Origin of the sequence: Streptomyces sp. NPDC006365 (assembly GCF_042870755.1) — a bacterium.
Taxonomy (GTDB): Bacteria; Actinomycetota; Actinomycetes; order Streptomycetales; family Streptomycetaceae; genus Streptomyces; species Streptomyces xiangluensis.
The window spans coordinates 155,959-171,124 of record NZ_JBIAHS010000017.1 but is presented as its reverse complement, the minus strand read 5'-3'; the positions used below and the strand labels follow the sequence as shown (position 1 = coordinate 171,124).

General features: G+C 70.8%; 15 protein-coding genes. 3 read left to right on the top strand and 12 right to left on the bottom strand.

Features of this window, described 5'->3' with window-relative positions:
• Positions 1-132 precede the first annotated feature (132 nt).
• The 5 genes from ACFYO0_RS35090 to fabG are packed head-to-tail and all read right to left on the bottom strand — an operon-like array spanning position 133 to position 5,664.
• Complete coding sequence (locus tag ACFYO0_RS35090; RefSeq protein WP_388684356.1) at positions 133-927, bottom strand: SDR family NAD(P)-dependent oxidoreductase; 795 nt, start codon at positions 925-927, stop codon at positions 133-135.
• A 16-nt stretch (positions 928-943) separates the two neighbouring features.
• Positions 944-2,152, bottom strand: coding sequence for an acetyl-CoA acetyltransferase (locus tag ACFYO0_RS35085; protein WP_388684354.1), 1,209 nt, complete (start codon positions 2,150-2,152; stop codon positions 944-946).
• Positions 2,149-3,603 (bottom strand): OB-fold domain-containing protein, encoded by a 1,455-nt coding sequence (locus tag ACFYO0_RS35080; RefSeq protein ID WP_388684353.1) that lies wholly within the window; start codon positions 3,601-3,603, stop codon positions 2,149-2,151. Before ACFYO0_RS35080 ends, ACFYO0_RS35085 begins: the two co-directional genes overlap by 4 nt.
• Positions 3,603-4,886: an acetyl-CoA C-acetyltransferase gene (locus ACFYO0_RS35075; protein WP_388684352.1), complete on the bottom strand. Its 1,284-nt coding sequence runs from the start codon at positions 4,884-4,886 to the stop codon at positions 3,603-3,605. Before ACFYO0_RS35075 ends, ACFYO0_RS35080 begins: the two co-directional genes overlap by 1 nt.
• 31 nt (positions 4,887-4,917) lie before the next feature.
• A complete protein-coding gene (gene fabG / locus ACFYO0_RS35070) occupies positions 4,918-5,664 on the bottom strand; it encodes a 3-oxoacyl-ACP reductase FabG (RefSeq protein ID WP_388684349.1) in 747 nt (248 codons plus the stop codon).
• Between the two features lie 114 nt (positions 5,665-5,778).
• On the opposite strand from fabG, the gene ACFYO0_RS35065 reads away from it, so the two are divergent.
• Entirely contained in the window at positions 5,779-6,996 is a 1,218-nt protein-coding gene (locus ACFYO0_RS35065) for an acyl-CoA dehydrogenase family protein (protein WP_388684347.1), read from the top strand.
• Here the strand turns inward: ACFYO0_RS35065 and ACFYO0_RS35060 are convergent.
• Positions 6,993-7,571: a DUF2889 domain-containing protein gene (locus ACFYO0_RS35060; protein ID WP_388684345.1), complete on the bottom strand. Its 579-nt coding sequence runs from the start codon at positions 7,569-7,571 to the stop codon at positions 6,993-6,995. The two genes, ACFYO0_RS35065 and ACFYO0_RS35060, sit on opposite strands and share 4 nt — an antisense overlap.
• Positions 7,568-8,395 (bottom strand): enoyl-CoA hydratase-related protein, encoded by an 828-nt coding sequence (locus ACFYO0_RS35055; RefSeq protein WP_388684342.1) that lies wholly within the window; start codon positions 8,393-8,395, stop codon positions 7,568-7,570. The genes ACFYO0_RS35060 and ACFYO0_RS35055 overlap by 4 nt, the downstream gene beginning before the upstream one ends.
• Positions 8,396-8,625: 230 nt before the next feature.
• On the opposite strand from ACFYO0_RS35055, the gene ACFYO0_RS35050 reads away from it, so the two are divergent.
• Both ACFYO0_RS35050 and ACFYO0_RS35045 read left to right on the top strand, forming a co-directional pair.
• Positions 8,626-9,429, top strand: coding sequence for a FadR/GntR family transcriptional regulator (locus tag ACFYO0_RS35050; RefSeq protein ID WP_388684339.1), 804 nt, complete (start codon positions 8,626-8,628; stop codon positions 9,427-9,429).
• 116 nt (positions 9,430-9,545) lie between these two features.
• Positions 9,546-10,727 carry an amidohydrolase family protein gene (locus ACFYO0_RS35045; RefSeq protein WP_388684336.1) on the top strand — a complete coding sequence of 394 codons (1,182 nt, stop codon included), beginning with the start codon at positions 9,546-9,548 and terminating at the stop codon, positions 10,725-10,727.
• A 55-nt stretch (positions 10,728-10,782) separates the two neighbouring features.
• Here ACFYO0_RS35045 and ACFYO0_RS35040 read toward each other — a convergent pair whose 3' ends face one another.
• The 5 genes from ACFYO0_RS35040 to ACFYO0_RS35020 are packed head-to-tail and all read right to left on the bottom strand — an operon-like array spanning position 10,783 to position 15,162.
• The gene (locus ACFYO0_RS35040; protein WP_388684333.1) at positions 10,783-11,910 is read right to left on the bottom strand and encodes a serine hydrolase domain-containing protein; all 1,128 of its coding nucleotides are present in this window, start codon (positions 11,908-11,910) and stop codon (positions 10,783-10,785) included.
• Positions 11,900-13,345 carry a class I adenylate-forming enzyme family protein gene (locus tag ACFYO0_RS35035; protein WP_388684331.1) on the bottom strand — a complete coding sequence of 482 codons (1,446 nt, stop codon included), beginning with the start codon at positions 13,343-13,345 and terminating at the stop codon, positions 11,900-11,902. The genes ACFYO0_RS35040 and ACFYO0_RS35035 overlap by 11 nt, the downstream gene beginning before the upstream one ends.
• A 55-nt stretch (positions 13,346-13,400) precedes the next feature.
• Positions 13,401-13,826 carry a MaoC/PaaZ C-terminal domain-containing protein gene (locus ACFYO0_RS35030; protein ID WP_388684328.1) on the bottom strand — a complete coding sequence of 142 codons (426 nt, stop codon included), beginning with the start codon at positions 13,824-13,826 and terminating at the stop codon, positions 13,401-13,403.
• The gene (locus ACFYO0_RS35025) at positions 13,823-14,278 is read right to left on the bottom strand and encodes a MaoC family dehydratase N-terminal domain-containing protein (RefSeq protein WP_388684325.1); all 456 of its coding nucleotides are present in this window, start codon (positions 14,276-14,278) and stop codon (positions 13,823-13,825) included. The genes ACFYO0_RS35030 and ACFYO0_RS35025 overlap by 4 nt, the downstream gene beginning before the upstream one ends.
• Positions 14,279-14,307: 29 nt before the next feature.
• Positions 14,308-15,162: an enoyl-CoA hydratase-related protein gene (locus tag ACFYO0_RS35020; protein WP_388684322.1), complete on the bottom strand. Its 855-nt coding sequence runs from the start codon at positions 15,160-15,162 to the stop codon at positions 14,308-14,310.
• Positions 15,163-15,166: the final 4 nt, after the last annotated feature.

Genomic DNA, 15,166 nt, shown 5'->3' with positions numbered 1-15,166 from the left:
ACGCCGCGATCCTGCCGTCGGGGCGGCCTACGTGGGCGATCTGTCGCCGGTGGACGGGGCCGGCGAGCCCGTCCGGGGGGGGGTGGGGGCCCGGGTCAGCGCATCGGCCACCGCGCTCTCATGGGGGACCACTCACTCGGGCCGCAGATCGGCCACGTACGGCTGGTGCGCCAGCAGCCCGCCGTCCACGCACAGCGTCTGCCCGGTGATGAACGCCGCCTCGTCGGAGGCGAGGAAGACCACCGCCGCGGCGATGTCCTCCGGCCGCCCGAGGCGGGGCGTGAGGTGATGACGCAGCATCGTCGCGCGGATCCCCTCGTACGCCGGCCCCGTCTTGGCGTCCGTCACGATGAACCCCGGCGCGACGGCGTTGCAGCGCACGCCCTGCTTGCCGTGCTGGGTGGCGACGTACTGGGTCAGATTGATCAGCGCGGCCTTCGAGGCGCCGTACGCCGGATTGCGCAGGTCCCCGGAGAGCCCGGACCCGGACGTGGTGTTGATGACGCAGCCGCCGCCGCGCGCGACCATGTGCGGCACGGCGGCCTGGATCGCGACCATGGTGCCGCGCAGGTTGATCCGCATGGTGTCGTCCCAGACCGCCGGATCGGCCTGAGCCACCGCGAGATCCTGACGGGCGGCCAGATGGGTGGCCGCCGCGTTGTTGTGCAGAATGTCGAGACCGCCGTACGTCTCGACGGCCGCGTCCACCATGGCCCGTACGCTGTCGATGTCGCCGAGGTCGACCCGGACCGCGGTCGCCGAGCCTGAGGCGGACCGGATCTCCTCCGTCACGGCCTTGGCACCGTCGAGGTTCACATCGGCGACCACCGTGTGCGCGCCCTCGGCCGCCAGGCGGCGCGCGGTGGCAGCGCCGATGCCGGAGGCGGCTCCGGTCACAACGGCAATCTTCTCGTCCAGTCGTCCCATGGCCGAACCGCCCTTCTCAGTCGGTGAGTTCGCTGCCCACGACCGACACGAAGGAGACGCACTCCCCCGGTCCGCCGCCCAGGTTGTGGGTGAGGGCGAGCGAGCCTCCCTCGGCCAGTGTGCGCACCGTGCGTTCCGGCGGTGCCTCGCCGCGCAACTGGAGCCACGCCTCGAACATCATGCGCAGACCGGAGGCGCCGATGGGGTGGCCGAAAGCCTTCAGGCCGCCGTCCGGGTTCACCGGCAGGGCGCCGTCCAGGTCGAACTGCCCGCTGCTGACGTCCTTCCACGCCTGGCCCCGGTCGGAGAAGCCCAGGTCCTCCATGAGGACCAGTTCGGTGGGTGTGAAGCAGTCGTGGACCTCGGCGAGCGCGATCTCGGTGCGCGGGTCGCTGATGCCCGCCTGCCGGTATGCCTCCTGCGCGCACGCCACCACCTCGGGGAACGTGGTGAAGTCGTACTCCGGGTCGAGGAGGCCGTCCGCCGGGCCGGCGACGAAGGACAGGGCCTTCACGAAGATCGGCTTGTCCGTGTACTTGTACGCGTCCTCGGCGCGCACAACGATCGCGGCCGCCGAACCGTCGGAGACGCCCGAGCAGTCGAAGACCCCCAGCATGCCCGCGACGATGGGCGCCGAGCGGATGCGCTCCAGCGGCACCTCCTTGCGGAACTGCGCCCGGGGGTTGCGGGCGCCGTTGACGTGGTTCTTCCAGGCGATCCGGGTGATGACGTCCTTCATCTCCTCGTCCGACAGACCGTACTTGGCGGCGTAGGCCGGGGCGAGCAGGGAGAAGTTCGCGGGGGCGGTGATCTCGCCCCGGCTGTCGTCGCCGGCGCCCGGGACGGCGGTTCCCGAAAGCCCCGACATGCCGGAGTCCTTGAGCTTCTCGACGCCGACCGCCATCGCGACGTCGTACGCGCCGGAGGCGACGGCGTAGCAGGCATTGCGCAGGGCCTCGGAGCCGGTCGCGCACATGTTCTCCACGCGGGTGACCGGCTTGCAGGGCAGGCGGAGGGCCCGGCTCAGGGCCAGCCCGGACACCCCGGACGCCTGCGTGCCGAACCAGAACGCGTCGATGTCGTCGAGCGCGATACCGGCCGAGGTGACCGCCGCGCCCACCGCGTCCACCAGCAGATCGTCCGCCGACTTGGTCCAGTGCTCGCCGAACGGCGTGCAGCCCATGCCGACGATCGCGACCCGGTCCCGAATTCCGTGCGAGCTCATCCGCGTGTCTCCTCAGCCTCGCCCGTGTCAGCCTCGCCCGTGCGCACAGGCCGGGCCTTCCAGAAGTAGTTGTGAATGCCGGACGCGGTGACCGTGCGCCGGAAGGTCATCTCGACGCGGGCGCCGATGACGGCGTCGGCCTCGGTGGCATCGGTGAGCTGGCAGCGGAACCGGCCGCCGCCGTCGTAGTCGACGACCACGACGAGCATCGGCGGGCTGGGGGTGTACGCCAGCCGGTCCACCGTGAAGGTGGCCACCGTGCCGCGCACGTGCTCCATCGGCTCGTCGGTCATGGTGTCGACGCTCCGGCACGACACGCACACCCGGTCCGGCGGCAGATGCCGCGTGCCGCACTTCTCGCAGCGGGAGGCGACGAAGCCGTACTTCCAGCTGGTGCGGCGGTGTGCGGGCGGGGCGTAGGGCGGCTCGGGGTCCGGGCGGCGGGGCGGTTCGCGGTCGAGCAGGCCGCGCCAGGAGAGATAGGTGGCGTACGGCATCGGGGCGCTGCCCGCGGCGATCTGCGCGGCGACCGGGCGGGCGCTGCGGTGTGCCGGCAGCGCGTCGGTCGCACGCAGCAGCACGACGCCGGCGCCGTCGCCGAGTACGACGAGAGCGATGGTCTCACCGGGCCGGGCCCGGTCGAGGACGTCGGCGAGGAGCAGGCCGGGCTGGGCGGTGCCGGCGTTGCCGATCGCCCCGGTGAGGTCCGGGGTCACCGCCTCCGGCCGTACACCGGACGCGCGCCGGACGGTCGCGCAGGCCCGCGCGTGCAGGCCGGAGACCACGAAGTGGTCGATCGCGCCCTTGTCCAGGCCCGCCTGGTCGAGCGCGGCGCTCAGCGCCTTGTCCGCGAGGGACACGTAGATCTCCTCGGCGAAGCGCTCCTCCCAGACCCGGGAGGCGGGAGCGCCCGGCAGCCGCCAGCGGTCGAGGATCTCGTCGCTGACCGTGTCGTGGGCGAGCAGTTCCGCGATGACGGGTGCCCCGTTGCGGTGTCCGCCGAAGACGAACGCCGCCGCGCCGTCGCCGCCCGCGAGCTCGTCGCTGCCGCCGGGCAGACCGGTGCGCAGATCGGAGAGGACGGTGAGGGTCGGCACCGGGGAGCGGGCGGCGGTCACCAGCGCACCGAGGCCGGAGCGCACGGAGCCTGCCATGTCGGCGGCGAGCACGTGACTGTCGAGGCCGAGCGCGGCGTGGACGGCGGCAGCGTTCGTCTTATCCAGGTAGGCGGGTGCGGCGGTGGCGAGGAACAGCTGTGTGACACGGGCGCGGAGTCCGTCGCGGGCCAGTGCGCCGCGGGCCGCCTCGACGGCCATGGACGTGGTGTCCTCGTCGTAGCCCGCGACCGCCCGGGTGCCCTTACCGGCACGGGTGCCCAGTGCGTCAGCGACATCCGTCCGCGCGAGGCGGTGGTACGGCACGTATGCGCCATATGCGATCAGTCCGGCCATCAGCGTTCTCCGTGGGCGTCGGTTGGGGTGGTTGCGTTGGTTGCGTCCGTCGGCCGCTCGCCTTGCGGCCTCTCGAAGACCGCGGCCAGGCCCTGGCCTCCGCCGAGACACATGGTCTCCAGGCCGTAGTGGGCCTGGCGGCGGTCGAGTTCGCGCAGCAGGGTGGCGAGGATGCGGCCGCCAGTTGCGCCGACGGGGTGGCCAAGCGAGATGCCGGAGCCGTTGACGTTGAACCGTTCGAAGTCGGTCTCGGTGAGGGCCCATTCACGGGTGCAGGCAAGGACCTGGGCGGCGAAGGCCTCGTTGAGCTCGATCAGGTCGATGTCGGCGAGCTTCAGTCCGGCTCGCTCCAAGGCCCTGGCCGTCGCGGGCACCGGTCCGATGCCCATCGTCTCCGGCGGCACGCCCACGACGGCCCAGGAGACCAGGCGGCCCAGCGGGCGCAGGCCCAGTTCGGCGGCGCGCGCCGAATGGGTCACGATGCAGAGCGCGGCGCCGTCGTTCTGCCCGCTGGCGTTGCCCGCCGTGACGGTCGCCTCCGGGTCCTGGCGGCCGAGCACGGGGCGCAGCTTGGCGAGTTTCTCCAACGACGAGTCGGGGCGGGGATGTTCGTCGGTGTCGACGACCGTCTCGCCCTTCCGGGTCCGTACGGTCACGGGCACGATCTCGTCGGCGAACCGGCCCTCCCGCTGCGCCGCGACGGCCTTCTCGTGCGAGCGCAGGGCGAGCTGGTCCTGCTCCTCGCGCGGGATGGCGTACTCGCGCCGCAGGTTCTCGGCGGTCTCCATCATGCCGCCGGGGACCGGATGGTTGGCGCCGCCCGAGGTGACCCGGCCGCGGGCCAGTCGGTCGTGCAGCGTGGTGCCCGCTCCGCGTACGCCCCAGCGCACATCGGTGGTGTAGAACTCGGCCTGGCTCATGGACTCCACGCCACCCGCCAGGACGAGGTCACTCGCGCCCGTCTGCACCTGCATCGCCGCGGTGATGATCGCCTGCAGTCCCGAGCCGCAGCGTCGGTCGATCTGCAGTCCCGGCACCTCCACGGGCAGACCGGCGTCCAGGGCGGCCACACGGCCGATGGCCGGGGCCTCGCCGTTGGGGTAGCACTGGCCCAGCAGAACGTCGTCCACGGCGGCGGCCGGTACACCGGTGCGCTCCAGCACGGCGCGTACGACCGTGGCCGCGAGCTCGGCCGCCGTCACGTCGCGGAAGACGCCGCCGTAGCCGCCGACAGGGGTACGCACGGGTTCGCAGATCACCGCGTCACGCAGGAAGGCGGGCATCGAGCAGGCCTTTCATCAAGGGGAAGGTTCGTCACATGTACCGGCCGCCGGTCACCTCGACCACGGCCCCGGTGATGTAGCTCGCCATGTCGCAGGCGAGGAAGAGGACTACCTGGGCGACCTCAGCGGGTTCTCCGGCACGTCCCATGGGGATCTCGGCGAGCTTCGCGTCCCAGGCGGATTGGGGCATCGCCTCGGTCATCGCGGTGCGGATCAGGCCGGGCTGCACGGCGTTGACGCGGATCCCGGCCCGGGCGAGCTCCTTGGCGGAGGCCTTGGTGAGACCGACGAGTCCGGCCTTGGCAGCGCTGTAGTTCGTCTGCCCGAAGTTGCCGACCTTGCCGGAGATGGAGGAGATGTTGACGATGCTGCCGCCCTGACCGTGCGCGCCCATCGCCTCGGCGGCGTGCCGGGTGCCGTTCCAGGCACCTGTGAGGTGGACGTCGACGACGGCGCGGAAGTCGGCGAGGGCCATCTTGCGCAGGCTCGCGTCCCGCGTGATCCCGGCGTTGTTGACCATGACGCCGATCGGCCCGAAGACGTCGGCGCAGTGAGCGACGAGGGCGGCGACCTCGTCCTCGTCGGTGACGTCGCAGCGCAGCGAGGTGGCGGCCACGCCGTTCTTGACCAGACTCTCGGCGGCTTCCGCCGCGGCGTCCTCGTTGATGTCGCCGATGACGACGGATGCGCCTGCGCCGCCGAGGACGCCGGCGATCTCGAAACCGATGCCCTGCGCGCCACCGGTGATCACCGCGTTCCGGCCGTCCAGCAGTCCCATGTCAGCCCGCCTCCGGCTCGACCACTATTCCGCTAAAATAGATAACCTATTACGCTGAAAGAATCAACACGGCGAGGGGTCGGCCGAGCGAGGCCGGGCGAGGAGACGACGCAGGTGGACATCAGCTATCCCCCGGAGACCGAGGCGTTCCGCACCGAGATCAAGGGCTTCCTCGCCGAGGCGCTGCCGACGGACTGGAAGGGCATCGGCGCCCTCGACGAGGAGGCCGCCTGGGCCTTCGCCCGCGACTGGCGCCGACGGCTGGCCGAACGCGGCCACCTCTCCCTGACCTGGCCCGAGCAGTACGGCGGCCGCGGCCTGTCCAAACTCCACCAGCTGGTCCTGATGGAGGAACTGGCCCTGGCCGGCGTGCCGTTCGGGCTACCCCAGGACACGTTCGGCGTGAAGATGCTGGCGAACACGCTGCTGCGCTGGGGCACGGAGGAGCAGAAGAGCCGCTTCCTCCCGCGCATCCTCAGCGGCGAGGACACCTGGTGCCAGGGCTACTCGGAGCCGGACGCGGGCTCGGACCTCGCCTCCCTCACGACGCGCGCCGTACGGGATGGCGACGAGTGGGTGATCGACGGCCAGAAGGTGTGGACCTCCGGCGCCCACCACAGCGACTGGATCTTCGTCCTGGCCCGTACGAACCGCGACGCCTCCAAGCACCGCGGCATCTCCTTCCTCCTCGTCCCGCTCGACCAGCCCGGCATCGAGGTGCGCCCCTTCCGCATGATGAGCGGCCAGCTGCACTTCAACGAGGTCTTCTTCAACGGTGCCCGCACCCGTGCCGATCTCGTCGTCGGCGGCGTCGACAACGGCTGGACGGTCGCCCAGAGCCTGCTCGGGGTGGAGCGCGGGGAAGAGGCGGCCACCAACCCCATCCTGTTCCGGGCCGAGGTGGAGCGCCTGGTCGAACTCGCGCGCCAGTACGGCAAGGACCAGGACCCGGTCATCAGGCAGCGGATCGCCTGGTGCTGGTCCAAGGTCGAGATCATGCGCTACCTCGGCTACCGCATCCTCACCGGCTGGCTCAAGGGCGCCGAGCCGGGCCCCGAGTCGTCGATCGCCAAGCTGTACTGGAGCGAGTACCACACGAAGGTCACCGACCTGGCGATGGACATCATGGGCCTGCACGGGCAGGTGCCGGAGGGACGGCCGCCCCTGCGTACGTACCGCACGGACGACCCCGGTGCCGCCAACTCCTCGGCGTCCTGGTCGACGACGTACCTGATCGCCCGTTCCGGCACGATCTACGCGGGGACGTCACAGGTGCAGCGGAACATCCTCGCGGAGAAGGTGCTGGGGCTGCCGCGGGAGCCCAGACCCTAGGATTCCGAACGGCTCCCGAACGTCCCGAGCTCCGGGACCGGGCGCGGGCCGGTGCCCGGTCGCCAGCCCGCGTCGAGTTTGCGCAGGCCCACTCCGTCCGGCGCCCAGATGTGGCAGCTGTTCAGCACTCCGGCAGTGGAGCGCGGGCCGACGGACGGCCCGCCGGCGTCACGACGGCGCGCGCCCGCCGAGATTGCCGCCTGCACGACTGCGGGGCCGAGCGCGCGGGCCAGCTCGTACAGGTGCGTGCAGCCCGACACACCACGGAACCGCTCCTGGATCGCCCGGTTGTAGCCGGCGGCGACACTGAGCCCGACCAGGCCGTCGAACACCGGGGAGATCAGCGGGCACTCGGCGTGCGGGAAGTCCCGCATGTCCGCGTGGGCGGCCACGATCACCATGTCCGCGAGGCGGATGCGCACCGCGAGCACCATGCGGTGGACGACGCCGGCCGACGGCTCCGCCCAGGCGCGCTCGTCGCACAGCTCCGCCTCGACCGAGATCTCGTCGCCGTCCTCCTCGTGGGCCGTGACGGTGATCGTGCGCTGGTGCAGCGGGAGTTCGGCACGCTTCACGACGTCGCCTCCGCAGACTCCGGTGTGGACTCGCCCAGGCCCGCGAACTCCGCCTGACGGCGTTCGATGAAGCTGCGGACGCCCTCGCGGTAGTCCGGGGCACGTTTTGCCGTGGCCAGCAGCGCGGCCGCATCGTCGCGGCTCTCGGTGAAGCTCCGCGCCTGGTCGTCGGCGAGCTGGCGCTTGATGAGGGACATCGCATACGGACTGGCCGAGCGCGCCAGTTCCGTCGCGTACGCCATCGCCGTCGGGAGCAGTTCCTCCGGCTCGACCAGGCGGTTGACCAGCCCCATGGCCAGCGCCTCCGTCCCGGTGATCCGTCGCGAGGACAGCAGCAGGTCGCTGGCGTTGCCGTATCCGACGAGCCGGGGCAGGATCCAGGACACCCCGTCCTCGGCCACCAGACCGCGTGCACTGAAGGCGGCGGCGAACTTGGCGTGGGGGACGGCGAACCGCACGTCGCACATCAGCGCCTGGTTGAACCCGATGCCCGCGCAGGCCCCGTTGACGGCTGCCACGACGGGCTTCGGGAAGGACATGGGCCGGGTGCGCGGCGGCAGTTGGCCGGTCGGCCACGGGCGGGCGCCGGACGACGCCCCGTCGAGCACGCTCATGTCCATTCCGGGGCAGAAACTGCGTCCGGCGCCGGTGAGCACCACGGCCCGCACCCGTGAATCCGCCTCTGCGCGGTCGAACAGCTCGTTGTAGAGCAGCTCCATCTCCAGGGTCCAGGCGTTGTGCCGCTCGGGCCGGTTCAGGGTGAGCAGCATGACCCCGTCGTCGGTCAGCTCCGTGAGGATCACCGGGGTCGAATTCTCGGTCATGGAGGTCATCGAGGTCACTCCCACGAGGCCCGTCGCTTATAGATAGATGAATCATCTATATACCAGGCGAACACCCGACACCAGACACACCGCAGCACGCCCTGCCACGCCACAACCGGAATCCGATCTTCCTCCCCTTGACCTGGTAGCCTCGATTGAACTAAGAAGATTCATTTTCCTATATCTCGTGAAACCCGGACAGGGCAGATCACCAGCGAGGAGAGTCCACCGTGGCTGAGCCAGCCCGCGCAGCAGAAACGCCGACCGTGCCCGTCCCGGCCCGCGGCCGTGTCGGACGCCAGGTGCGCGTACCGAAGACCGCCGAACTGGTCGCCGGACACCTGCGCCGTCAGATCGTACGGGGCGAGCTGAAGCCGGGTGACGCCCTGCCGCCCGAGTCGGGGCTGATGGAGCAGTTCGGCATCTCACGGCCGACTCTGCGTGAGGCGTTCCGCGTCCTGGAGTCCGAGTCCTTGATCATGGTGCGCCGCGGAGCGCACGGCGGCGCCCGGGTGAGCGCGCCCGACGCCGATGTCGCCGCCCGTTTCGCCGGCCTGATCCTGGAGTACCGCGGAGCCACGCTGGGCGACCTGTACCGCGCGGCGGCCCTCATCGAGCCGCCCTGCGTCCGCCAGCTCGCAACCAAGCACACGGCGGACGACATCAAGCGGCTGCGCGACGCGGTGGCCGCCGAGAAGGCCGTCCTGGACGACCCACTCTCCCTCGTCGACGCACAGGACGCCTTCCACGCCCTACTGCCGGAACTCACTGGCAACCAGACCCTGATCCTGCTGTGCGGCATGCTGCGCAACATCATCGACCGGGCCAACGCCTCGTACACCGCGGCCGCCACCGACCGCGCGGCCCAGAAGACGCAGGCCCTCAAGGGCCACCGGGCCCACGTGCGACTGGTCGGCCTGATCGAGTCCGGCAAGGCGGACGAGGCCGAAAAGCTGTGGCAGCGCCACATCAACGCCGCCGACGACGTCGTGAACGCGGCCGGGCCCAAGACGGTGCTGGAGCTCATCGACTGACCCCGGGACCAGCACCCGGCGAACCGTCCGGCCATCACCTCTTGCGCCCTTTAAACAGTTAGATAATTATAGGAGGCGTACTGAATAGATAGCTCAGGGGTCCGGAGGCGACGGCCATGGCCGAACAGCGCAAGCGCATCTTCGACTGCGACCAGCACATGTACGAGGAGCGGGACTCCTTCACCCGCTATCTGCCGAAGGAATTCCTCGGCCAGGCAGTGGCCCCGGTGACGCTGCCGGACGGCCGCGAGGTCATCCTCGCCGGAGACCGGATCGTCGTCTGTCTGGAGCCGGAGTTCGGGCAGGTGTACCGGCCCGGCTCACTCAAGGAGATGCTCAAGGCGATGGCCTCGGGCAACCCCGAGGAGACGTACCAGTTCGAGCCGATGCACGAGGCGTACCAGAACCGCGAGGCCCGACTGCGGATCATGGACGAGCAGGGCCTCGACCAGACGATCATGTATCCGGGCGGCTGGGCACTGGTCGCCGAGGAGTATGTGAGCGGCGTCGAGCCGCTCTACGCCAACTACCACTCGTTCAACCGCTATATGAACGAGGTGTGGGGCTTCAACCACCAGGGCCGTATCTACGCCCCCGCTCTGCTGTCCCTGCGCGACCTGGACCACGCGATCAAGGAGCTGGAGTACGTCCTCGAGCAGGGCGCCCGCTTCATCATGCTGCCGACCGGGCCGCAGTACGGCCGCTCACCGGGCGACCCGTACTTCGACCCGTTCTGGAAGCTGGTCAACGAGGCCAAGGCCAGCGTCTGCTTCCACATCAGCGAGTTCTACTACAACTCGCACGTCGCCCCGGCGTGGGGCCACGACCCGAGCCCGATCCACTTCCGGATGTCCGCCTGGCAGTGGATGAACAGCTACGGCCAGCGCCCGATCGAGGAGACGCTCTCCGCGCTGATCTTCGACAACCTCTTCGGACGTTTCCCCGACATCAACGTCCTGGTCTCCGAGTTCGGGGCCGAGTGGGTGCCGCACTTCGTCCGCCACATGGACAAGAGCCGCGGCATGGGCCGCAACGGGCCGTGGATCGGCGGGCAGTTGGACGAGCGGCCCAGCCAGGTCTTCCGCAAGCACATCCGCGTGGTGCCCTACCCCGAGGACGACATCGTCGGCCTGGTGAAGCGCCTCGGCTACCACGAGTCCCTGGTGATGGGCTCGGACTTCCCCCACGCGGAGGGCATCGCCAACCCGGCCGACTACCGCAAGCTCATCTCGGAGCTCGACGAGTCGGTGCAGGACGACATCATGTACAACAACGCTCAGCAGCTGATCAGCCGCTGAGCGACGGAGATTTGAGCAGCGGGCCCGGTCCCCACGGGGGTACCGGGCCCGCTTGTCAGTCGGTGAGATCGGCCGCCAGGTTGGCGAGGTTCGTCAGCAGCGCCGTGCCGCGCCGCGAGTGGTCGTAGCCCGCGAGCGGGTAGCCGTTGCTCAGACAGGCGAAGGACAGGCCGGTCTCCGGGTCCATGAAGCCGAGTTGGTACGCCGCTCCGGCACTGCCGAAGAGGGCGGGCGAGCCGGTGGACGGCAGGTTGCTGCCCGCGTCCGGGCCGGCCACCGTGACGAAGAGCCCCATGCTGCTCCGCCGGGTGCTGCCGCCCCCGTAGATCTGCTCCCCGTACGGACGGTCGGTCAGCCGAATTCGCCTTCCCTCTGCCACCGCTTCCGGCTTCCACAGGCCCGAGTGCTCCAGCGCCTGGAAGTACAGCGCGACGTCGGCGGCGGTGGCGACCAGCGCATGGCTGGGCTCCCCCGCGGCCAGGACGCGCGGGTCGGACAGATACCAGGGGCCCCAGGGATCGGCCTCCTGGTCGTCACTGGTGCGGTCGGTGGCGGTCATCGGGGCGATGGTGCCGGGCTGCCGGTCCGCCGGGACGCCGAGTTCGATCGAGGCGAGGCCCAGCGGCCGGGCGATCCGCTCGTGCAGGTAGTCGGCGAAGACCAGGCCCGTACGCCGCTCGACGATCTCGGCGACCAGCCAGGCCGCCGAGGTGAGGTGGAACTGGAAGCGGCTGCCCGGCGGGTAGTCGAGCCGCCAGCGGCCGAAGGCGGCGAGCCGTTGCTCGCGGTCCAGCATCTTCGGGTACCCGAGCGGTGCGAAGGGGAAGCCGGCGGTGTGCGTGAGCACCTGCTCGACCGTCACCATCTCCTTCCCATTCGGGGCGAACTCCGGGATGATCTCGGCGACTTGCTCGCTCACGTCCAGGAGCCCCTCACCGATCAGCTTCCAGACCACGCCCGCGACGATCGACCGTCCGACGGACTGCAGGACGTACCGTGTGTCGGTGCCTGCGTCGCCCCAGGTCTCGAAGGCCACCAGCCGGCCACCCCGGGCCACGGCCACCTGCGCCGAGGGCAGTGGACCGTGGTCGACCTCCAGGCGGATCCGGCGCAGGAGTACGTCCAGCCGATGCGGGTCGACGCCCACGGTCTTAGGGCCGACGACCGAGTGATCAAGCACCACTTGTTCCTCCTTGGCACGGCTCACGCAGACGCCGGCGTACGACCTTGCCATTCGCGTTGCGCGGCAGGTCGTCCACGAACCACCAGCGGACGGGGACCTTGAACCCGGACAGCCGGGTGCGGGCGTAGCTCCTGAGCTCCGCCGGCTGCGGCGGTGCGTCGGGGTCGGCGGGCACGACGAAGGCGACGACGGTCTGGCCGAGCCGTTCGTCCGGCGCGCCCGTGACCGCCACGTCCGCGACGCCGGGATGCGCGGCGAGAACCGTCTCCACCTCCAGCGGGTGGACGTTCTCGCCCCCGCGAATGATCATGTCGCTTCGCCGACCGGACAGATAGAGGTAGCCGTCCTCGGCCACCCGGCCCAGGTCCCCGCTGTGCAGCCAGCCGTCCGCGTCCACCCGGAACAGGTGGCCGGCGCGGGCGTGGATCTCGCCGATCCCTTCCGGACCGGGGTCGTGAACTCTGAGCTCGACGCCGGGGGCGGCCCGTCCCACGGATCGCAGCAGCTCGGTGCGCCCGGCGACCGCCTCACGATGGTCCTCGGGCGTGAGCACGCTGATCGGTGAACCTTCCGTCTGTCCGAACATGTTGAGCATCCGGACGCCGGGCATGGCCTCGTACGTCCGCCGCAGCGTGCCGGGGCGGATGGGGGCGCCGCCGTACTGGAGGACCCGCAGCGCTTCGTGACGTGCTTGTCCGGCCGCGAACAGCGTCTCCAGCATCGCCGGGACCATGCTGGTGTGCGTGGTGCCGAGGTCCCGCAGCACGGCCCAGCCCTCGACGGTGAAGCGGGGCAGTCCGGTGATCAGCGCGCCGGCGGCGAGGGCGACGGCGATGTTGCCGAGGCCCGCGATGTGGTGGAAGGGTGCGCTGCCGCCGTAGAAGCTCTCGGGGTCGAGCCCGCACAGCTCGCCGTTGACGCGGGCGCGGGCGGCCAGTCGCCGCTGCGTCATGGGGACGGGTTTGGGCAGGCCCGTGGTCCCGGAGGTGTGCAGAACGGACGCGAGGTCATCCGGCGCCCCCGCCCATGCCCTTGCGTTCGGCCTGAGTTCGGGTACGAGCACCGCGCGGCGTCCCGACAGCCGGGCCACTTGGTCACTCAGGTCGGCGAACTCCGGCTGTGCCAGGAGGACTTGGGAGCCCGTCGCCTGGACCACCGTGGCGATCTCGTACGGGGTCATCCGGACGCCGAGCGGGGCCAGCGGGTGGCCGGATCCGGCGCCGCCGATCACCAGGGCGAGCGCGTCGGCGGAGGTGGCGACCAGCGCGGGCACCGGTGCGCCGGGGGCGAGGCCGAGCGTGTCCAGCCAGTCGGCCGCGCCGCCCGCCCGGTCGAGGAGTTCGCGGCCGGTCCAGGTGAGGTCGCCGAAGCGGACGGCGGGGCGGGCATGATCGTAGGCACGGCTCACCATGGCGGTCCAGGTGGGTACCGTCACGGAGTCTTGCGCGACGGTGGGTGCGGTCACGGAGTCTTGCGCGCCGCCCACCGGCTCAGGACTCCAGGCGGGCCGCCGCGGTGCCGGTGACCACCTCGACGCCGTCCTGGTTGACGGTGCGCAGGGAGAAGTGGGCTACCGGGCCCGCCGGTGTGTCCTCGATCGACTCGACGGTGGCCGTGGCGGTCAGGGTGTCGCCAGGCCAGACCTGGGCCTTGAAGCGCACACCGAAGCGCAGCAACGCCTCGGGGCCGACCCAGTCGGTGAGGACCCGCCCGGTCATGCCCATCGTCAGCATGCCGTGCGCGAACACGCCGGGGTAACCGGCCGCCTCGACGGCGAACTTCTCGTCGGTGTGCAGGGGGTTGTAGTCGCCGGAGGCGCCCGCGTACTGCACGATCCGGGTGCGCTTGAGGTCGTCGACCAGCACGCTCTCGCGGGTCTCGCCGACCTTGACGTCGCCGACGCTCAGGCTGCTCATCGAGCGTCCTCCTTGCGGGTTGCGGGGCCCTCGGGCACAACCGCGACGGTCTTGGCGCTGACGACCGGTTCGCCGTCGGCGTCCCGGTACTCGGTGATGCGCTCGCTGAACAGCAGGCGGCCGGTACGGCCCTGCTTCTCCCAGCTGCGTCCGGGGACGGAGTGCGCGTACAGCGTCTCGCCGGCGCGCACCGGGCGGTGGTACTCGAAGTGCTGCTCGGCGTGCAGTCCTCCGGCGCCCTCGAGCATCACCCCGGGGCCGAGTCCGGACCCGAACCACTCCTCGTCCGGCTTGGGCCGCAGGTGGTAGTCGGGGTCGTACTGGGCGCCGGCCATGGTGAAGGTGGGCGGCGCGAGCGCGCTCTCACCGTGGTACGCCGGGTTCTCGTCGCCGATGGCGCGGGCGAACATCATGATGTGCCCGGCCTCGACGGGGAACGGCTGCCCTGTCATCGTCCAGTCTCCTCAGTCGGTACGGCAGATCAGTACGGCAGGAAAGCGTCGCGGGTGGCCTCGTCGGGGTCGAAGCCGGGCGGCAGGCCCTCGAACTTCGGCTCCCGCTTCTCCGTGAAGCTCGCCACCCCTTCACGGAAGTCCGGCGAGCCCGCGAAGAACTCCATGGCGGAGTAGGAACGGGCGAGGGCGTCGGTGAAGGTCCGGTCGAGGTCGCCGTACACCTGGTGGCGTACGACGGCCATGGCGCGCGGGGAGCAGTTGCGGGCGATGTCCCGGGCGTAGGCGCGTGCGGCGTCGAGCAGGTCCTCCGGTTCGACGACGCGGCTGACGAGGCCGAGGTCCTTCGCCTCGTCGGCGTCGAAGACCCGGCCGGACAGCAGCAGGTCGAGGGCGTTCTCCAGGCCGATGACGCGCGGCAGGACGTACGGCATGTTGTACTCGCCGGCCAGCCCGCGGCGGGTGAAGGCCGTGGTGAAGCGCGCCCCGCGGGCGGCGAAGCGGACGTCGCAGATAAGAGCCTGGACCAGGCCGATGCCCGCGCAGGCGCCGTTGACGGCGGCGATCATGGGCTTCGGCATGTTCCGCTTGCTGTACATGGGGACGCGGGCCTGGAGGTTGAGGGACTCGCCCGGCTGTGAGTTCTGCTCCAGCCGCTGCATGTCCATCCCGGGGCAGAAGGCCTTGCCGGCCCCGGTGATGACCACGACACGGACGGCCGGGTCGCTCGCGGCCTCGTCCAGGAGGGCGAAGAAGCGGCACTCCATGGGGAGGCTCCAGGCGTTCTTGCGCTCGGGCCGGTTGAGGGTGACGGTGGCGACGCCGTCCTCGTCGACCTCGTACAGCACCAGGTCCTGGGCCGCCTCCTGGGACTCCTCGGTCATCACG